19 protein-coding genes are annotated in these 20,313 nt (G+C 53.8%); all 19 read left to right on the top strand.

Annotated features, from left to right (window positions below; translation table 11 throughout):
• Window positions 1–6: 6 nt before the first annotated feature.
• Window positions 7–1,686, top strand: a complete 1,680-nt coding sequence (locus tag ACESNI_RS16220) for a ribonuclease J (protein ID WP_373088895.1) — start codon at window positions 7–9, stop codon at window positions 1,684–1,686.
• A 14-nt stretch (window positions 1,687–1,700) separates the two neighbouring features.
• The gene (gene mce, locus ACESNI_RS16215; protein WP_373088893.1) at window positions 1,701–2,105 is read left to right on the top strand and encodes a methylmalonyl-CoA epimerase; all 405 of its coding nucleotides are present in this window, start codon (window positions 1,701–1,703) and stop codon (window positions 2,103–2,105) included.
• A gap of 12 nt (window positions 2,106–2,117) precedes the next feature.
• Window positions 2,118–2,378 carry a DUF1467 family protein gene (locus tag ACESNI_RS16210; protein WP_373088891.1) on the top strand — a complete coding sequence of 87 codons (261 nt, stop codon included), beginning with the start codon at window positions 2,118–2,120 and terminating at the stop codon, window positions 2,376–2,378.
• Window positions 2,379–2,394: 16 nt separating this feature from the next.
• Window positions 2,395–2,805, top strand: coding sequence for a hypothetical protein (locus ACESNI_RS16205; protein ID WP_373088889.1), 411 nt, complete (start codon window positions 2,395–2,397; stop codon window positions 2,803–2,805).
• 116 nt (window positions 2,806–2,921) lie between these two features.
• Entirely contained in the window at window positions 2,922–4,241 is a 1,320-nt protein-coding gene (gene proS, locus ACESNI_RS16200; protein ID WP_373088887.1) for a proline--tRNA ligase, read from the top strand.
• A gap of 23 nt (window positions 4,242–4,264) precedes the next feature.
• Window positions 4,265–5,485 carry a lipoprotein-releasing ABC transporter permease subunit gene (locus ACESNI_RS16195; RefSeq protein ID WP_373088885.1) on the top strand — a complete coding sequence of 407 codons (1,221 nt, stop codon included), beginning with the start codon at window positions 4,265–4,267 and terminating at the stop codon, window positions 5,483–5,485.
• Complete coding sequence (locus ACESNI_RS16190; protein ID WP_373088883.1) at window positions 5,478–6,158, top strand: ABC transporter ATP-binding protein; 681 nt, start codon at window positions 5,478–5,480, stop codon at window positions 6,156–6,158. Before ACESNI_RS16195 ends, ACESNI_RS16190 begins: the two co-directional genes overlap by 8 nt.
• A 221-nt stretch (window positions 6,159–6,379) precedes the next feature.
• Window positions 6,380–6,523 carry a hypothetical protein gene (locus tag ACESNI_RS16185; RefSeq protein WP_373088881.1) on the top strand — a complete coding sequence of 48 codons (144 nt, stop codon included), beginning with the start codon at window positions 6,380–6,382 and terminating at the stop codon, window positions 6,521–6,523.
• 100 nt (window positions 6,524–6,623) lie between these two features.
• Entirely contained in the window at window positions 6,624–6,788 is a 165-nt protein-coding gene (locus ACESNI_RS16180) for a DUF3309 family protein (RefSeq protein WP_373088879.1), read from the top strand.
• A 583-nt stretch (window positions 6,789–7,371) separates the two neighbouring features.
• The gene (gene dnaE, locus ACESNI_RS16175) at window positions 7,372–10,851 is read left to right on the top strand and encodes a DNA polymerase III subunit alpha (protein ID WP_373089023.1); all 3,480 of its coding nucleotides are present in this window, start codon (window positions 7,372–7,374) and stop codon (window positions 10,849–10,851) included.
• Between the two features lie 194 nt (window positions 10,852–11,045).
• Window positions 11,046–11,957: a 30S ribosomal protein S2 gene (gene rpsB / locus ACESNI_RS16170; protein WP_373088877.1), complete on the top strand. Its 912-nt coding sequence runs from the start codon at window positions 11,046–11,048 to the stop codon at window positions 11,955–11,957.
• Between the two features lie 76 nt (window positions 11,958–12,033).
• A complete protein-coding gene (gene tsf / locus ACESNI_RS16165) occupies window positions 12,034–12,957 on the top strand; it encodes a translation elongation factor Ts (protein ID WP_373088875.1) in 924 nt (307 codons plus the stop codon).
• Window positions 12,958–13,107: 150 nt separating this feature from the next.
• Window positions 13,108–13,824 carry a UMP kinase gene (gene pyrH, locus ACESNI_RS16160; protein WP_373088873.1) on the top strand — a complete coding sequence of 239 codons (717 nt, stop codon included), beginning with the start codon at window positions 13,108–13,110 and terminating at the stop codon, window positions 13,822–13,824.
• Window positions 13,825–13,894: 70 nt separating this feature from the next.
• Complete coding sequence (frr, locus tag ACESNI_RS16155) at window positions 13,895–14,452, top strand: ribosome recycling factor (protein ID WP_373088871.1); 558 nt, start codon at window positions 13,895–13,897, stop codon at window positions 14,450–14,452.
• Between the two features lie 27 nt (window positions 14,453–14,479).
• Window positions 14,480–15,187, top strand: coding sequence for an isoprenyl transferase (locus ACESNI_RS16150; RefSeq protein ID WP_373088869.1), 708 nt, complete (start codon window positions 14,480–14,482; stop codon window positions 15,185–15,187).
• The gene (locus tag ACESNI_RS16145) at window positions 15,188–16,000 is read left to right on the top strand and encodes a phosphatidate cytidylyltransferase (protein ID WP_373088867.1); all 813 of its coding nucleotides are present in this window, start codon (window positions 15,188–15,190) and stop codon (window positions 15,998–16,000) included. It abuts the gene before it with no gap.
• A 1-nt stretch (window position 16,001) separates the two neighbouring features.
• The gene (gene dxr, locus ACESNI_RS16140) at window positions 16,002–17,207 is read left to right on the top strand and encodes a 1-deoxy-D-xylulose-5-phosphate reductoisomerase (protein ID WP_373088865.1); all 1,206 of its coding nucleotides are present in this window, start codon (window positions 16,002–16,004) and stop codon (window positions 17,205–17,207) included.
• A 23-nt stretch (window positions 17,208–17,230) separates the two neighbouring features.
• Complete coding sequence (gene rseP / locus ACESNI_RS16135; protein ID WP_373088863.1) at window positions 17,231–18,382, top strand: RIP metalloprotease RseP; 1,152 nt, start codon at window positions 17,231–17,233, stop codon at window positions 18,380–18,382.
• A 62-nt stretch (window positions 18,383–18,444) separates the two neighbouring features.
• On the top strand, window positions 18,445–20,313 hold a 1,869-nt coding region (bamA, locus tag ACESNI_RS16130; protein ID WP_373088861.1), incomplete at its 3' end, for an outer membrane protein assembly factor BamA.

Below are 20,313 nucleotides of genomic sequence, written 5' to 3'. Positions count from 1 at the left end.
GCCTTTATGTCCGATATTGATCCCAAATTTAAAGACTCCCTGATTTTCCTGCCCCTGGGGGGCAGCGGCGAGATTGGCATGAATCTCAACCTATACTGCTGCAACGGCAAATGGTTGATGATTGATTGCGGGATTTCCTTCGCCGATGATAGGGCCCCGGGGATCGATGTCATCGTTCCCGATGCCACCTGGATCGCCGACCGCAAAGAAGACCTGATCGGCCTTATCGTTACCCATGCCCATGAGGATCATGTCGGCGCGGTTGCACGGCTGTGGCCGCTGTTCCAATGCCCGGTCTATACCAGCCCGTTCACGGCGGAGATTCTCGCACTGAAACTCGCGGAAGAGGGACTTGCTGACAAGGTTGAAGTGAATGTGATCTCGGCCGGAAGCTCCATGGCACTTGGGGAATTTCATATTGATTTTGTCGACCTGACCCATTCCATCCCCGAGATGCAGGCGCTGATGATCACCACGCCGTATGGCCGGGTCCTGCATAGCGGCGACTGGAAGCTAGATCCGGATCCGGTAGTCGGTCCTTCAAGCAACCTTGTTAAAATGCAAAAGGTCTCTGAAAAAGGGGTCCTTGCCATGATCTGCGATTCCACCAATGTCTTCAAGGAAGGCGTATCGGGATCGGAGCTTGCGGTGCAGGACAGCCTTGACGATATCCTCGGCGATATCCCGACGGGGCGCATCGCCGTTACGACCTTTGCCTCCAACATTGCCCGCCTGCAGACTATCGCCGCTATTGCGGAGCGCCATGACCGCCATGTGGTGCTGGTCGGCCGCTCGCTTCACCGAATGACGAAGGCGGCTAAAAAAGTTGGATACCTCAATGACTTGCCGCCCTTTCTTGATGAAAGAGATGCGGGACATCTTCCGCGCGACAAGGTATTGCTCCTTTGTACGGGAAGCCAGGGGGAGCCCCGTGGGGCAATGGCCCGGATCGCCCGCGGTGAACATGCACATATTAATCTCTCACCCGGGGATACGGTCATCTTTTCATCGAAAGTGATCCCGGGAAACGAAAAAACTCTCTATGGCCTGCATAACCAGCTGACCGAAGGCGGGGTTAATGTCATTACCGAAGCTGACAAGTTCGTGCATGTTTCCGGTCATCCGGCGCGGGCGGAACTGACCGATATGTATGGCATCGTTAAGCCCAAAATCGCCGTTCCAGTCCATGGTGAAGCGCGGCATATCCGCGCACATTGTGAGCTTGCCTTATCGCTCGGCGTCGAACAGGCGATCGAGATTACCAATGGCAATTTGCTGAAACTTGCTCCGGGAGATGCCGAGATTATCGGGACTGTGCCTTCCGGTCGGCTAGCCGTCGATGCGGGGGGACTAACGCCGCTGGATGGCGATTTCCTCAGTACAAGGCGCCGTCTCGTCTACAACGGGTCAATCAGCGGGGTTGTCATCGTCGATGAGAAGGGGCAAATTACGGAGGATCCAATGATCCGCCTGCGCGGTGTGGTTGACGAAAACCTGTTTCCGGACCTTCAGAAAATGATGCGACAGGAGATCGTCTCCCGCCATGGCAAGCTGAGCAAGGCTGAAAAGCAGGACGACGCGATTATTGAGGAAACGGCCCATAACGCGGTTCGTAAGGTTTTCAGGCGGATTGCCGGTCGGCGGCCGATAACGGATATATATGTCATCAGGTTCGATGACGAGTAAGGAAAAACAGGAAGATGATTGGACGTTTAAATCATGTCGCCATTGCGGTTCCCGATCTTGAGGCCGCCGCCGCCATGTACCGTGATACTCTCGGCGCAAAAGTTAGCGCGCCGCAGGATGAGCCGGATAACGGTGTCACGGTGGTCTTTGTCGAGCTTGAGAATACTAAAATTGAATTGCTTCATCCCTTGGGAGAGAATTCACCAATTGCCCGATTTCTGGAAAAAAACGTCTCTGGCGGGATGCATCATGTCTGCTATGAGGTTGAGGATATCATCGCGGCCCGCGATCATCTGAAAGCTAAGGGTGCTCGTATTCTTGGCGATGGAGAGCCGAAGATCGGGGCGCATAAGAAACCGGTTTTGTTCTTACATCCCAAGGATTTCAATGGCACTCTTGTGGAATTAGAACAGGTTTAGGAGTAAGCAATTATGTCTATCGCTGGCGGCGTTGTCATATTTTTCATCTCATGGTTTCTGGTTCTGTTTATGGTTCTGCCCTGGGGCGTTCGCACGCAGGCGGAAATGGGGGGTGAAATTGAGCCGGGAACAGTCGAAAGCGCGCCTGCCAAGTCGCATATTTGGTTAAAATTTGGCATTACTACTCTCATTTCGCTGGTCATACTGGGGATTTTCTGGGTGGTTCTGGATATGCAGTTATTCGATATCAGGGCATATTTTCAGAATCAGTAACGGAAGGAGCAGGGCCGTGAAATTGCGTCTGCATGTGATTTGTCTTTGCGGCATACTGGCGACATCGGTCGCCGGAGCAGAGGATTTCAGGCTCGAAGTTTCAAAAGACAGTTGCGACCGTATCGTTAAATATGTCGCCGATCCGGATGTCACCTATAAACCGGGGGTGGATGTCCATGGAAATGCGGTTCCTCCGGCGGACATTGACGCCAACTCCATTGTCCTTCCCGATAATATTTATGTTGATTTATCTTTACCGATTAAAGACTTGCTGAAAAATTATAATCCAAAACTCAAGAATGCTGATGTCTATGTGGGTGCCATCGTTTTTGATATCCAGTCCGGGCGACTACTTTATAACGGCCAGGAATTATCCGACCCAGCGCAGAATGCCATCGCGGTGGAATGCCGGAAACGCTACCAATAACGGGCAAAGCCTTGCAATCTGTGCGAATCCCGTTAAAAGTCTGGCAAATGCCGGTGAGTGTACTTACCTGCGACTGGTGAAATAACGTTAGCTGATTTAACTTTCCCGAGGCCCCCATGCGTTTGTCCCGTTACTTTTTACCCACGTTGAAGGAAGACCCCAAGGAAGCACAGATCGTGTCTCACCGCCTGATGTTGCGGGCAGGCATGATCCAGCAGTCTTCTGCGGGGATTTACAGCTGGCTGCCGCTCGGGCAGCGGGTGCTCAGAAATATCGAACAGGTCGTCCGTGAGGAACAGGACCGAGCCGGGGCGCTTGAAATCCTGATGCCGACCCTGCAACCTGCGGACCTGTGGCGGGAATCGGGGCGCTATGATGATTATGGCAAGGAAATGCTGCGCATTACCGACCGTCATGACCGCCAGATGCTATATGGCCCGACGAATGAGGAGCAGGTGACGGATATTTTCCGCTCCCATGTGAACAGCTACAAAAACCTGCCGCTCAATCTTTATCATATTCAGTGGAAATTCCGGGACGAGGTGCGCCCGCGCTTTGGAATCATGCGCGGACGGGAATTCCTGATGAAGGATGCCTATTCCTTTGATCTCGATTTCGATGGTGCGAAAATTGCCTATAACAATATGTTCGTGGCCTATTTAAAGACCTTTGCCCGCCTTGGGCTGAAGGCTATTCCGTTACGCGCCGCGACCGGACCGATCGGTGGCGACCTGTCCCATGAATTTATTGTGCTTGCGGATACTGGTGAGAGCGAGGTTTTCTACCATAAGGATCTCCTGTCTCTCGAAACGCCGGATCAGGCGTCCTATTCCGCCGATGAATTGCAGGCGATCGTCGATAAATGGACGGGCTATTACGCGGCCGCGGACGATATGCATGATGCCGCCGCCTGCGATGTGGCCGCTGACGATCTGGTGACCCGGCGCGGGATTGAGGTCGGCCATATCTTCCATTTCGGCGATAAATATTCCAAAATCATGGGCGCTACGGTTGCCGGGCCGGACGGCAAGGACGTTACGGTTTCCATGGGCTCATACGGGATTGGCGTTTCGCGTCTGGTTGGCGGCATAATCGAGGCAAGCCATGACTATGACGGCATCATATGGCCGGAAAGCGTGGCGCCGTTTAAGGCGGGGCTGATCAACCTGAAAAGCGGCGATGAACCCTGCGATCAGGCCTGTGATGAATTTTACGGAAAACTTCAAGGCGCGGGCGTCGAGGTGCTTTATGACGACACTTCGGGCCGGGCCGGAGAGAAATTTGCCAAGATGGATCTGATCGGGCTGCCTTGGCAGGCAACCATCGGCCCGCGCGGCGTTAAATCTGGCATTGTTGAGATAAAGAACAGGGCGACTGGCGAGAAACAGGAACTCTCGGCGGATGATGCGCTGCAGCTTCTGGCCGGGCGGCGCTAGTGTTTTCACGCTTTGAATGGACCATGGCATTACGGTACCTGCGGGCGCGGCGGCAAGAGGGCTTTATTTCCGTCATTGCAACCTTCTCCTTTCTCGGGATCGGTCTTGGGGTTGCGACCCTGATCATCGTGATGTCCGTGATGAATGGCTTTCGGGCGGAGTTGCTTGACCGTATCCTCGGGCTCAACGGCCATTATGAAATCCGGGCGCCGGCGGATGAGCCGCTACTGAATTATGGCGATGTGGTTGCCCGGCTGTCGGCGGTCACCGACGTCGTTCGTGTCACCCCGCTGGTCGAGGGACAGGTAATGGCCTCCGGCAAGCAAGCAAGTGGGGCTCTGGTGCGCGGTATCTCCCCGAACCAGATGGCGTCACTCACAGTTCTTTCCTCGAACATCGTTGATGGATCGCTTAAGAATTTCGGGGATAACAGCTCGATTATTCTTGGCTACCGGCTGGCCCGTACGCTCGGGGTTGAGGCGGGCGACAAGGTCAAGCTGATCTCGTCTGAGGGAACGGCGACTGCCTTCGGCACCATGCCGCGGGTCAAGACATTTACCGTCGATGCGCTGTTCGATACGGGCATGTATGAGTATGACAGCGGCTATATCTATATGTCGCTGAAGGCGGCGCAGCAATATTTCCGGCTCGGGGAGGGGATCACCGCGCTCGATGTGTTCGCGACCGATCCGGATCAGGCATTGGCCATGCGCCGGGAAATTATCAACGCCGTGAATATCCGTGCCTTTATTTATGACTGGCAGCAGTCGCGGGCGAGCTTTTTCAATGCGTTGGAGGTGGAACGGAATGTCATGTTCCTCATCCTCACCCTCATCATTCTGGTGGCCGCGTTCAATATCATCTCCAGCCTGATCATGCTGGTAAAGGACAAAGGCCGGGATGTGGCGATCTTGCGCACCATGGGGGCGACCCGGGGCATGATCATGCGGGTATTCTTTATTGCCGGGGCCAGCATCGGGGTCGTCGGGACAATCCTCGGGGTTCTGCTTGGCCTCGGGTTTTGCGCTAATATCGACAAGATAAAAAGCGCGATCGAGGGGATTACCGGCGCCGAGTTGTTTTCAGCCGAAATATATTTCCTCTCGCATCTGCCGGCAAAGGTTGACCCTTCCGAGGTGTTGACGGTGGTCTTGATGGCTTTGATCATCTCTCTGCTGGCGACGATCTATCCGTCCTGGCGGGCGGCCCGGCTCGATCCAGTGGAGGCACTTCGCTATGAATGAGCCGGTTCTCGTTCTCGAAAATGTCGGCCGCGTCTTCCTGCAGGGGCAGGAGAAATTGATGGTGCTGGACCGGGTGGATCTCCGGCTGATGCCGGGGGAGATTGTGGGCCTGCTCGGGCCGTCCGGGTCGGGCAAATCGACGCTGCTGCAAATTGCCGGATTACTGGAACCCCCGACGAGCGGGACGGTGAAGATCACCGATGTCGATTGCAGCAAGGCACGGGATGCGAAACGCACTGAAATCCGCCGCGATAAAATCGGCTTTGTGTACCAGTTTCATCATTTGCTTCCTGAATTTTCAGCGCTTGAAAATGTCATGATGCCAAATCTTATTTCGGGAATTAACAAAGGGGTTGCGCGCGCGCGCGCGACAGAGCTGCTGACCCGCATGGGGCTCGAGGGGCGCCTCTCGCACCGGCCCGCAAAACTCTCCGGCGGGGAGCAGCAGCGCGTTGCCATTGCCCGTGCCCTTGCTAATGATCCGGTTTTGTTGCTCGCCGATGAACCGACCGGCAACCTTGATGAGCAGACGGCAGAACTGGTTTTCGAGCAGTTCCTGAAAGCTGTGCGCGAGGAGAATGTCGCGGCACTTGTCGCTACCCACAACATCGAACTCGCCCGTCGCATGGACCGGGTTTTCCAGGTGCGTGACCATCATTTAATTGAGATGTGACGACGCTTTAAACACCTGAAAACAGCAAAATTCGGTTTGACTATATTGAATGACAGCGCCATGTATTGCGTATAGCATCTTTTTGAAGGCCCTTGACCGCACGACGGCTATCAAGGGAAGTAGCGGCGCTTGGCCGTTGGTTGTTTGGATTGCGGGCGTTGGTATCTTTCTGAATTGGCTGGAAACCAGGACCCGCTGTAACATATGAAAGGTTATTAAACATGAGTCGTAACGCTCTCTATTTCATAATCGGTGCACTTCTCGTTATTGCCATTGTTGTGGGCTATATGTTTTATCAGGAAAAAGAGTCCGGCGTGGACATCAAAATCGGAGATGCCAGCGTTTCCTATAACGTCGTTGGCTAGGCTGTGTGCGATCCAAAAAACAAAGATATATCGGTAGGTTAGAGTGATTTGTGTGATTAGATAGTCGGCTTGCAAGGGCCTTAACCAGAGGGAAAAAGTTATGTCGCTCGGAATAATTCTCATCATTGTACTTGTCATTCTTCTGTTGGGGGGCTTTAGCGGGCGCTTCGGCGGATATGGATACGGCTTCGGCCATGGCGGTGTCGGCGTTCTCGGCATTGTTCTGATCGTCATTATTGTTCTGGCTCTCATGGGCCGGATTTGACCCCTTAGGCGCAGCTAATCTAAGTTGGGGAAGGGTCTTTTATCTTCTTTTGGCATCCCTCCATATAAATGCCATCGACCTGAACGCCCGCGGGATGCCTCGCGGGCGTTAGTTTTTCGTCTTCAGAGCAGGGCATCATTTACACTCGCGACATTCAGGTTCCATTCAACCCTGCCAAAAGATCTCACTAGAATACATTGCGGTGATCTTGCCTCGGGGATGCGGAAATTTGCGATCAGGACAATACGGCTTGCTGTCCCAGGAGTGCCTGCCATTTTATTTATTTGACAAAAGAACAAAACAAGAACATTATCCGATTCAACAAATAAAGGAGCGGGTTATGTATCTCAATCAAATGATCAAGAGTGGCTTTGAATGTGCGGCATTTGCCGGGGCGTTGGGGATGATGGTGTTCTGGGCCGATATTGTGTCAGGCTTCACCGGATAGCGCTGCTTAAGCATCTGGGGACAGGCAAGGGGAGTTATCCACAAGAAATATGAGGCGAGGGGCTGTCAAGTCCTTACGTTTGCAAGAGGATGTGCAATAGTGGGACGGCTAAAATCACAATTGGAGGATTTGCCGTTGTCCCGCGCCGTCCGCGACCCTCGCTTTGTTCATTTGCGGTTGCATTCCGCCTATTCCCTGTCGGAGGGGGCGGTACCGGTCAAGGATATTGCTGAACTGTGCCGGCACAACCGGATGCCGGCTGTGGCGATTACCGATACCAGCAATATGTTCGGGGCTCTCGAATTTTCTCTCGCCCTGCAGGCGGGCGGCGTACAACCGATCATCGGCTGCCAGATTGCGGTCTCCCGAACTGATGGTGTCGATCGCAGTGGAAGGCGGCCCGAGCCGGACCCTGTGGTCCTGTTGGCGCAGGATGAGATTGGGTACAACAACCTACTCAAACTCACCTCCCATGCCTTCCTGAAAACCGATGCTGGGGAAACAGCGCAGGTTCCCTTTGATATACTTGAAATCCATGGGCAGGGCCTGATTTGCCTGACAGGAGGCGTTGAGGGACCTGTTGGCCGGTTGATCGCCAATGATCAGCTGGAGGCGGCCGAGGCCATGACCGCCCGGCTTGCCGGTATTTTCAAGGACAGGCTTTATATTGAGCTGCAGCGCCATAATTTGCCGCTGGAGCAGAAAACCGAACCCGGATTTCTGTCTCTCGCGTATAAGCTGAACATTCCCCTCGTCGCCACCAACGAGGTGTTTTTCGCGAAAAAGGAGATGTATCAGGCGCATGATGCTCTGCTCTGCATTGCCGCCGGGAAATACGTCGGGGACGCGAATCGCGTCAAGCGCACGCCAGACCATTACTTCAAGTCGGCAGACGAAATGGGGGCTCTGTTCTCTGATCTGCCCGAAGCCATCGACAACACTTTGTTGATTGCAACGCGCTGCGCGGTAGCAGCGAAGCGCCATGATCCGATTTTGCCAACCTTTTCGTCTGCGGAAGGGCGGGACGAAGCGGCGGAATTGAAAGCTGAGGCGACGGAAGGCCTTAAACTCCGCCTTGAGAATGAGGTCTTTACCGAAAGCATGTCGGCCGAGGAACGAACGGCCAAAACGACGGAATATTTTGATCGTCTCAATTATGAAATCGATGTCATTAATGAGATGGGCTTTCCCGGCTATTTCCTCATCGTGTCAGATTTCATTCAATGGTCGAAAGAGCATGACGTGCCGGTGGGGCCGGGCCGCGGGTCCGGCGCGGGCTCTGTGGTTGCCTGGGCGCTGACGATTACTGATCTCGACCCGCTCCGCTTCGGCCTCCTGTTCGAGCGGTTCCTTAATCCCGAACGTGTCTCTATGCCTGACTTTGACATTGATTTCTGCCAGGACAAGCGGGAAAAAGTCATCCGCTATGTCCAGGAAAAATACGGTCATGACCAGGTGGCGCAGATCATCACTTTCGGAAAGCTGCAGGCGAAGGCGGCGGTGCGGGATGTCGGCCGGGTGTTGCAGATGCCCTACGGTCAGGTTGACCGGATCAGCAAGATGATTCCGGCCAATCCCGCCAATCCTGTGACCTTGCAGCAGGCGCTCGATACCGAGCCGCGCCTCCGCGAGGAACGGGCAAATGATCCGGAAGTCGCCCGCCTGCTTGAAATTGCCCTTCAACTTGAAGGCTTGTACCGTCATGCCTCCACCCATGCGGCGGGTGTGGTGATCGGCGATCGCCCGCTCGATCAACTCGTGCCGCTCTATCGCGATCCGCGCTCTGATATGCCGGTGACGCAGTTTTCGATGAAATATGCGGAAGCGGCCGGACTGGTAAAGTTCGATTTTCTCGGCCTCAAGACCCTGACAGTTCTCGACCGGGCGAAAGCGCTTCTTGCCCGGCGCGGCATTGAGATTGATTACGCGAAAGTCCCCCTCGATGATCCGGCGGTGTTTGATCTTCTGTCCAGCGGCAACACGATCGGCGTCTTCCAACTTGAAAGTTCCGGTATGCGCGACATGCTTCGCAAGATGCGCCCGGATGCCTTTGAGGACATTATCGCCATCGTCGCGCTCTACCGGCCGGGACCGATGGAGAATATTCCGACCTATATCCGCCGCAAGCACGGCGAGGAGAAGCCAGACTATCTGCATCCGAACCTGAAATCGGTTCTGGCGGAAACCTACGGCGTTATTATCTATCAGGAACAGGTGATGGAAATCGCCCGGACCCTCGCGGGCTACAGTCTCGGTGATGCGGATTTGCTGCGCCGGGCCATGGGCAAGAAAATCCAGTCGGAGATGGACCAGCAGCGGGAAATATTCGCCAAGGGGGCTAAGGAAAAGGGTGTGTCTGTCAAGGACGCGAGCCATATCTTTGATCTTGTGGCGAAATTCGCCAATTACGGCTTCAATAAATCTCATGCGGCCGCCTATGCGCTCGTCTCCTACCATACGGCCTATCTAAAGGCCAATTACCCGGTGGAGTTTATGGCGGCATCCATGAGCCTCGACATGAACAATACGGACAAGCTAAATCTTTTCCGTCAGGATCTCGACCGGATGAAAATTCCGGTCCATCCGCCCTGTCTGAACGCGTCGGAGGTGGAATTTTCCGTTGAGTTCGAGGGCGAGCAAGGGGCCGTACGTTATGCGCTCTCGGCGGTCAAAAATGTTGGGCGCGAGGCAATGGCGGGGCTCGTGCGCGAGCGCGTTGAAAACGGCCGGTTCAAGGACCTGTTCGATTTTGCCCATCGGCTCAACCCGAAATTCATGAATAAACGGCAGGCGGAGAATTTGGTGCGGGCGGGGGCGTTTGACGCCTTGCAGAATGATCGGGCGCAGGTCTTTGCGGCGATTGAAGTCCTGCTGCGGCAGGCCCAGCAATCGGAAGAGGAGCGGGGCTCTGGTCAGGTCAACCTGTTTGGCGGCGAGGCGGAAAACCTGGCAACCCGGCCAGCGTTGCCCACGGTCAGTCGCTGGACCGCAATGGAGCAATTGAAGCAGGAATTCGATGCCATCGGCTTTTATCTTTCGGGCCATCCACTTGATGCCTGGTCAAAAACTCTCGACAAGGCGGGGGTTCGTGCCTCGGCAACTTACCTCGCCAGTCTCGGCAATACAGAAAGTCATGCCCTGCTGGCAGGGACGGTCATGGGCAAGCGCGAATTACGCACCCGTAAAGGCAAGCCGCTCGCGTTCGTTCAGTTTTCCGACGCGACCGGCGCCTTCGAAATCACGATGTTCGCCGAAACGCTGGAGCAATGCCGGGACATTCTGACCGTGGGACAGTCGCTGGTGGTCAGTGTGGGCGGAAACCTGGAGAGTGACCAGCCGCGCCTGACGGCCCGAAGCGTACAGAGACTTGAAACCCTCGCCGCCAGCATTACCGATGGTGTCCGCATTTTTGTTGATGATGACAAACCGATTGCACAGGTGGCTTCGATCCTGAAGGAAGGGGGGCGGGGGCGGGGCCGCGTTGCCCTTGTCCTCAATATGGAGACCGAGGCGAAAGAGGTTGAGATTGATCTCTCCAGCCATTGCAACATCACCCCGGAAGTGCGCCAGGCGCTTAAATCCGCGTCCGGGGTCATCGATGTTCATGATATCTAGGCAATGATGCTGAATTTGTGCCTAAATGGCGCTTTTTCCCTTGCGTCCTGCGGCGGAGAGGCTTATGTAGCCCACTGTTAAATTCGCACGTGGGTTTTGGGGACGGTTGTGTTGATCTTTCCCATCCGGTGTCCTGGCAATGATGTCAACGGATCACAGCTCACGGAGGCTCAACCGGAAAAGGAGATTGCAGAATGGCTCTGCCAACTTTTACTATGCGTCAGCTGTTAGAAGCCGGTGTTCACTTTGGACATCAATCCCGCCGTTGGAACCCGAAAATGGGTCCTTATATCTTCGGCGCCCGTAACAAAATTCACATTCTCGACCTGCAGCAGACCGTTCCCCTGTTGTATCAGGCCCTTAAAGTGGTCCGTGATACCGTTGCCGGTGGTGGCCGGGTTCTGTTCGTTGGCACGAAACGTCAGGCATCTGAAGTTGTCGCCGACAGCGCCAAGCAATGTGCGCAGTTTTACGTCAACCATCGCTGGCTCGGCGGTATGCTGACCAACTGGAAAACCGTTTCCGGGTCGATCAAGCAGCTCCACAAACTTGAAGAGCAGCTATCTGCCGACCATATTGGGCTGACCAAGAAGGAAATTCTTCGTATGACCCGTCAGCGCGACAAGCTGGAACGGGCGCTTGGCGGAATCAAGGAAATGGGCGGCCTGCCCAATATTATTGTCGTTATCGACACGAACAAGGAAGAACTTGCCGTTCAGGAAGCGAACAAGCTGGGTATTCCTGTTGTCGCCATTCTCGACAGTAACTCCGATCCTGATGGCATTACCTATCCGGTGCCGGGAAATGATGACGCGCTGCGGGCGATCAACCTGTATTGTGAATTGTTCAAGCAGGCGGTGATTGACGGTATTTCCGTTGAAATGGCCGATCAGGGCACGGACCTTGGGGCCGCCGAAACACCGGTAATGGCGGAAGATATCCCGACAGATGATGCGGTGGTCGAGGAACCGGCCGCAGCAGAAAAGCCTGCCGCGGAAGAGCCTGCAGCAGAAAAGCCGGCGGAAGGCGCGACGGCTGTTGAAGAAACTGCTAGCGATCTTGCCGACACGGCCGCAAAGGAAGAAGAAAGCGCAAAAGCGTCTTAAAATCAGAGATCCCGCCCTGCGCTGCAGAGGCGTATGGCGGGCTCCTTTTTCAGATATCGAAATGCGAGGATAAACTATGACTGCTATTACAGCTGGGCTGGTAAAGGAACTCCGCACCAGGTCTGGTGCCGGCATGATGGATTGCAAGAAGGCCCTAACCGAAACAGACGGCGATATTGACGCCGCGATTGACTGGCTACGGACAAAAGGACTTGCGAACGCGGCGAAGAAATCCGGCCGTGTTGCCGCTGAAGGACTTGTCGCAGTCAGCGCAAATGGTACTTCCGGCGCGGTTGTCGAAGTAAATGCGGAAACTGACTTTGTTGGACGGAATGAGGATTTCCAGAAGCTTGTCAGTGGCATCGCTTCGGTTGCTGCCGAAACCGGCAAAGATGTCGATGGTATCAAGGCATCCCTCTTTCCCGGCGCCTCGGTGACGGTCGAGGAAAAGCTGACGGCCGCCATCTCCACCATTGGCGAAAACATGAATCTCCGGCGGGCAACAAGCCTTTCTGTCGAGAAGGGTGTCGTTGCCTCCTACATGCATAATGCTGTTGCCGAGGGACTTGGAAAAATTGGTATTCTCGTGGCTTTGAAAAGTGATGGAGATACGGAAGCTTTGGCGACGCTTGGTAAACAGATCGCCATGCATATCGCGGCGACCAGCCCGCAGTCGATCAGTGTTGCCGACCTCGATCCGGAAGCCGTTGAGCGGGAGCGCGGGATTTTGTCCCAGCAGGCCCGGGAATCAGGCAAGCCGGAAGAAATCATTGGTAAAATGGTTGAAGGGCGTCTCAGCAAATTTTACAAGGATGTTGTCCTTTTGGAACAGACCTTTGTTATTGACGGCGAAAATACAGTGAAGGCAGCAATCGACGTCGTTGCCAAGCAGATCGGTAGTCCGATTGAGGTTACCGGCATGGCCCGCTATGCCGTCGGTGAAGGTATCGAGAAGGAAGAAACTGATTTCGCCGCCGAGGTCGCAGCGGCAGTCAGTTAGGATGAAGCCTTAGAACTTTAATATGGCGGCCCCGGAACGGAGGCCGCCATATTTTTATGTGCCAGGTCGCACTGCTTTTCAAATCAAACTTTTTCTGTATGCTGTCTTTCCGACAGAGGATCACCGTCAGTATCATATTTGGGGAATAAAATGTCGAACGAGATTCAGTATCGCAGGGTCCTGCTGAAATGTTCCGGGGAAGCACTTTTAGGAAACCAGCAATATGGTATTGATGTCGAGACAGTATCCCGTATTGCAAAGGATATAGCCGCGGCCCAGAATATGGGCGTCGAAGTCTGCGTTGTGGTTGGCGGCGGTAATATATTTCGTGGAATTTCCGGGACAGCCAAGGGAATGGATCGCTCCAGCGCTGATTACATGGGTATGCTTGCGACTGTCATGAACGCCCTTGCCTTGCAGAATGCCATTGAGGCGGAAGGAATGGACAGCCGCGTCCTGTCCGCCATCCCGATGTCCGCGGTTTGCGAGCCCTATATCCGGCGCCGGGCGGAACGGCATCTTGAAAAGGGCCGGATCGTGATTTTCGCTGCCGGAACCGGCAATCCTTATTTCACAACCGATACGGCTGCGGCCTTGAGAGCGGCGGAAATGAAATGCGACGCGCTTCTCAAGGGCACGAATGTCGACGGGGTCTATGACATGGATCCGCGAACAAATCCCGATGCCAAACGATATGAGACCTTGTCCCATCTCGATGTTCTGGCTAAGGACCTCAAAGTCATGGATGCAGCGGCGATCTCGCTCGCCCGCGAGAACAATATTCCCATCCTTGTTTTCTCAATTCAGGAAGCGGGGGCGTTTGCCCGCGTACTGAAAAAAGAAGGATGTTTCACAGAAGTGGTCTGAGGGTATAGGATCATTCAAGTAAATTAGCGAAAGATGCCGTGGCCCGGGCCCGGCTTTGAAGGAGAAGAAAATGGCAGCGCCAGATATGAAAGACCTTGAAAAACGAATGCAGGGGGCCCTTGAGGCACTCAAGCACGAGTTTGCGGGACTGAGAACGGGCCGCGCGCATGTCAGCCTGCTCGACTCCGTCATGGTGGATAGTTACGGGACATCGATGCCGATTTTGCAGGTTGCAACTGTCAGTGCCCCGGAGCCAAGGTCAATCAGCGTTCAGGTCTGGGACAAGTCTAACGTAAAAGCAGTGGAAAAGGGCATTCGGAATTCGGGCCTCGGCCTGAACCCGGTTGTCGATGGCGCCGTTGTCCGGGTTCCGATCCCGGAACTCACAGAGGAACGCCGGGCCGAACTCGCGAAAGTTGGATCCAGTTATTCGGAAAATGCCAAGATCGCCATCCGCAATATTCGTCGCCATGGAATGGATGATGCCAAGGCCGCCGAAAAGGACGGAGATTTTTCCGAAGATGACCGCAAGAAAGCTGAAGATAGAATTCAAAAGCTGACGGACAGCTATGTTGAAAAAGTAGATGTGATGCTGTCGGAGAAGCAGCAGGAAATCATGCAGGTTTGATGCATGGTTGTCGCTCCCTCCCAGAGTATGACTGAAACCGGAATCCCCAACCATATTGCTATTATTATGGACGGGAACGGACGATGGGCGAAAAAGCGATCTCTGCAGCGGTTGCGCGGCCATGAGAAGGGCGCGGACGCGGTACGTGACGCCGTGAAGGGGTGCGCCGAAATTGGTGTGAGATACTTGACCCTCTATGCCTTTTCCTCGGAGAACTGGAACCGTCCGATAGAGGAAATTAATCATCTGATGGGGCTGTTTCGTTTCTTTTTTAAGAAAGAGATGAAGGCTCTTTGTGATGCGGGTGTAAATGTTAAATTTATTGGTAATATCAATAAATTACCAGATGATATTCAGGTATTAATTAAGGAAGTCTGTGAGGCGACGAAGGGGAATTCTAAGCTGATTTTGACGATCGCCCTCAGCTATGGAAGCCAGTCGGAAATCGTCGGTGCCATGAAATCCCTGGGGGAGAAAATCAAGGCGGGCGAGTTGGAGCCAAACGAAATCGATGAGGATATGATCTCCCGCTATCTGGAGACAGACGGTATTCCCGATCCTGACCTGCTTATCCGCACCAGCGGCGAGAAGCGGCTTAGCAATTTTCTGCTCTGGCAGTGCGCCTATACGGAATTTGTCTTTCTCGATGTCTTGTGGCCAGATTTCCAGAAGGCGGATCTTCAGGTGGCGGTTGAAGAATATGCGAGCCGGCAACGGCGTTACGGGGCGCTTTAGGTGGTGCTTTCCTCATTTTCCTCTCTTCAGCAACGGGTTATTTCAGCTTGCATTCTTGGTCCAATCGCAATTGCAGCGCTGTATCTCGGTGGGATATATTTTACTCTTTTTCTGGGGGCTGCCGCTGCTGTCATGTGCTTTGAATGGAGCCGGGCGTCGTTTACGAAACGATCACCGTTATTTACGGGTCTGATTGGTCTGGCGGTTCTGCTTCCGCTCATTTTTATAAATAAATATAATTTAGAACAACTTGTTATTGGAATTTTCTGTTCTTCTATCTTAATTGCAGGAATTGCCTTGATTTTGAAACAGACAGCAGATGCCCTCTGGGCATTTCTCGGGCCGGTCTGTATTGGTTTTCCCGTTCTGTCGCTGGCGATCTTGCGGACGATACCGGAAATAGGGCTCGCGGTGACGCTCAGCCTATTCCTGGTCATCTGGGCCACGGACATCGGCGCTTATTTCTCGGGCAAGTCTATCGGTGGCCCCAAGATTGCCCCCCGGATCAGCCCGAACAAGACCTGGGCAGGATTAATCGGTGGGATGATCGCGGCAATGATTGTTGCCTATGCCGCCTACACTCTCCTGATGGGTGGGAATGTTTCGCCAATTCGGATACTGGGTCTCGGGGCCATCTGTGCTATACTGGCGCAGACGAGTGATTTCGCGGAATCTGCGTGGAAGCGAAACTTTGGGATCAAGGATGCCAGCAACCTGATTCCCGGTCACGGCGGCGTACTGGACCGACTGGACGGCATTTTTCTCGTGGCGCCAAGCCTGCTGGTTATTTTATTATACGCGGATAGGAACTGATATGGGGAGCATTGGTCTGGCAAAGGATATATCTGCCAACCCGCAGTCACAGCGCCGTCGTGTCAGCATATTCGGATCCACCGGATCAGTCGGGGTTAGTACGCTGGACCTGATTTCCGCAGCGCCGGAAAAATTTCAGGTTGAGGTTCTGACGGCCCATCAAAATGTTGATTTGCTCGCTGAACAGGCCCGGAAATTTAGTGTCCGGCTGGCCGTAATCGCGGATGAATCCCTGCGTGCGGATCTGGAACAACGGCTTGCGGATACAAAAATTGAGGTTGCCGCCGGCCGCAATGCGCTGATCGAGGCGGCGGAGATTAAGGTCGATTGGGTGATGGCTGCCATTGTCGGTGCTGCCGGGCTTGCGCCCACGCTGGCGGCCATTCGTACCGGTGCCATCATAGCCGTCGCCAATAAGGAGGCACTTGTCTGTGGGGGCGATCTCGTGCTGGCGGAGCTTAAGAAATACGGCGCGACGCTGCTGCCGGTCGACAGCGAACATAACGCAATTTTCCAGGTTCTCGACTTCGACCAGATTGATGCCGTAAGAAGGCTTGTCCTGACCGCTTCGGGGGGGCCGTTCCTTCGCCTTACTTATGATGAAATGACCCATGTCAGCAAGGACCAGGCGCTCGCTCATCCGAATTGGGACATGGGGGCGAAAATCTCCATCGACAGTGCAACAATGATGAACAAAGGCCTAGAACTTATTGAAGCCTATCATCTTTTCCCTCTTTCGGCTGACCGGATTGATATCCTTGTTCATCCTCAATCGGTCATCCACAGCATGGTGGAATACCAGGATGGATCAGTGTTGGCGCAGATGGGGGCACCGGATATGCGGACGCCGATTTCGTATACCCTGGGCTGGCCGGAGCGTCACACTTTTGATGCCGACCGGCTGGATCTTGCCAGGATTGGCAGTTTGACATTTCTTGAGCCGGATCCGCAGCGTTTCCCCGCCCTCAGATTGGCGCGCGAGGCGTTAAAAGCTGGTAAATCAGCCCCAACGACATTAAATGCCTCTAATGAGATCGCGGTGGAAGGCTTCCTTGCCGGATCGATAAAGTTTCTCGACATTATTTCCGTTGTTGAGGAAAGCCTTAACCGGGCATCGATATCGGAACTTGTCTCCATCGAGGATATTTATGAAAATGACCGGAAGGCGCGCGAGATTGCCCGTTCCATCATGAAATCTTTTGGCTGAAAACGTAACAACGGTAAAGCAGCATGAACTTTTTGATCGATAACTGGATATATATTCCTGCCTTCATCGTCGTCATCACGGTGCTGGTTTTTGTGCACGAATATGGACATTACAAGGTTGCCCGCATTTGCGGAGTCAAGATCGATACTTTCTCCATCGGCTTTGGTCCTGAACTCTGGGGCCGTTATGATAAAGCCGGATGCCGTTGGAAAGTCTGTGCGGTGCCCTTCGGCGGGTATGTGAAATTTCACGGCGATGCTGGCGTTGCCAGTGAAAGCTCCGCCGAGCTTGACAATATGTCCGAGGAGGAAAAACGGGTCAGTTTTCATCACAAACCGCTATATCAACGCGCAGCTGTCGTCGTTGCCGGGCCTGCCGCCAATTTTCTTTTTGCCATCGTTGCCATGGCAATATTATTCATGGCCCTTGGTCAGGCGCGGACCCCGCCTGTTGCCGGGGAAGTCAGGCCCGACAGTGCAGCGGCGGAGGCGGGGATAGTGCCGGGGGATCGCGTCCTGTCCGTTGACGGGACCAGCATTGATAGTTTCGAGGAGTTACGCCGGATCGTACTGGTGGGGCTTGATGATCCGCTGGTCATGAAGATTGATCGCGGCGGACGCTCAATTGAACTTGCGGTTACCCCGCATATCGTGGAGGAAACTGACGCGGACGGGAATATTCAGAAAATCGGCCAACTGGGTATCGTCTCTACAGGACGGGAATTTGTCAAAGTCGGCCCGATTGACGCTATCAAGGGGGCGGTTGACCAGACATGGTTTATCACCACCGCGACCCTGACCGGTGTCGGGCAAATGTTTTCCGGCGCGCGCGATGTCGGGGAGTTGAGCGGGCCGCTCGGTATCCTCAAGATGTCCGGGGACGCGGCAAAGCGGGGAGAAGACTTCACGGACAATGCCTTGTCCCTGTTCAATTTCATGATATTTGTCTCTATCAGTCTTGGCCTGATAAATCTGTTCCCGGTTCCAATGCTGGATGGCGGGCATCTGGCGTTTTACGCGTATGAAGCGGTGCGCGGCAAACCGGCTTCCCCAAAAGCGATGGAATTTGGTTTCAGAATTGGACTATCTCTCGTTCTGATGCTAATGGTATTCGCGACGTGGAATGATATAAATAAACCTTGGGTAAAAGATTTTTTCACCGGTCTGTTTTCCTGACGGAAAAGGTCTGGTAGAACTGTTCCGGGGAATTACTGAGGATCCGCTCAGGGGGTGGGAATTTGCGCGTATTTTTGTTACTGGCTCTGTTCGCGATGGGCATGACCTCGGCGACCCTGTCAATCACTGACGTCGCTCACGCGCAATCAGCAACCATCATTTCGGAAATCAGGGTCGAGGGTAATCAGCGAATTGAAGACCAGACCGTCAAATCTTACCTTTTGGTGACTGAAGGGGCGCCCTACGACCGCGCCCGTGTCGACAAATCTCTCAAGGCGCTATTTAACACAGGCTTGTTTGCGGACGTATCCATCCGTCAGGAAGGCACCGTCCTGATCGTCAACATCGTGGAGAACCCGATTATAAACCGCCTCGCCTTTGAGGGGAACCGGCGAATTGACGATGAGACGCTGACGTCCGAAATTCAGCTGCGGCCACGCATTGTCTATACACGCGCCCGTGTGCAAAGCGATGTACAGAGGATCATCACTGTTTACAGAAGAAGCGGCCGCTTTGCCGCAACGGTCGAGCCAAAAGTTATTTTGCTCCCGGAAAACCGCGTTGATCTGGTGTTCGAAATTAATGAGGGCCAGCAAACCGGAATCAAGAAGATCCGCTTTTATGGGAATAAATCCTTTAGCGACAGTAAGCTGGCAAGCGAAATTTCAACCGAAGAGACGCATTGGTATAATTTCTTTTCCGATTCAGATACTTATGATCCGGATCGGTTGACATTCGATCGGGAATTGCTGCGAAAATTCTATCTGTCTAAGGGATATGCGGATTTTCGTGTCGTCTCCGCTATTGCCGAACTGACGCAGGACCGGGACGGGTTCTTTATCACTTTTGCGGTGGAGGAGGGCCCGAAATACAAATTCGGTACCGTCGGTGTCGAAAGCGAGATAAAGGACGTCTCGGCTGATAACCTGAAGGAACTGGTTACGACCATCGAAGGCGAGACTTATAACGCCGACAAGATCGAAGACAGTATCCAGAAAATAACGTTTGAGCTTGGAAAGCTGGGATACGCCTTTGTTAATGTGCGTCCCGAAATAAAGCGGGATCGGAAGAACCTCATTATTTCGCTCGTTTATAAAATTAACAAGGGTCCGAGGGTCTATGTGGAACGGATCAATATAACCGGCAACGTTCGCACCCTTGATTATGTTATTCGCCGGGAATTTAAGCTCGGCGAGGGCGACGCCTTTAATACCGCCTTGCTGCGGCTGTCTCGGTCACGTATCCGCGCCCTCGATTTCTTTGAGAAGGTCGAGGTGACACAGGATGAGGGAACAGCGCCGGACAAGACAATTATCAATGTTGATGTTCAGGAAAAATCAACAGGGGAACTAAGTGTCGGGGCCGGGTTCTCAACAACGGAATCGGTATCGGCAGATTTGCAGATCCGGGAACGGAACCTTCTCGGGCGGGGTCAGGACCTGCGGTTCGGGGTGTCCATCGGCCAGGACAGACAGCAGGTCGATCTCGGGTTTACGGAACCCTACTTTCTCGGTCGGGATCTGGCCGCTGGTTTTGATATCTTCAGAACGCGCCGGGATCTGCAGGATGAAAGTGGATATGATCTTGATCGGACCGGGTTTGTCCTGCGCGCGGGCTTCCCGGTGAAGGAACATGTGCGGGCCGATGTAAATTACAGCTTGGTGAGTGAAAAAATCGATAACGTGGCCTCAACCGCCTCGACCGGCATTCAGAAATCGGCGGGTGATTATTTAATCTCCTCGGTTGGCTATCTGATCACCGTCAGTGACCTTGATGACACATTATTACCAACAACCGGAAGTAAATATACTTTTGGGCAAACTCTTTCCGGGCTTGGGGGTGATGTGCGGTCTCTGGCGACAACGGCGAGTTACATTCACTTCTTTCCGGTTTATGAAAATGATGTTGTATTAAGCTTGGGTGGTAGTGGT

This window comes from Sneathiella sp. (genome assembly GCF_041689005.1).
Taxonomy (GTDB): Bacteria; Pseudomonadota; Alphaproteobacteria; order Sneathiellales; family Sneathiellaceae; genus Sneathiella.
Note: the sequence above shows the minus strand (reverse complement) of the source record. Positions and strands in the feature narration are given on the sequence as shown.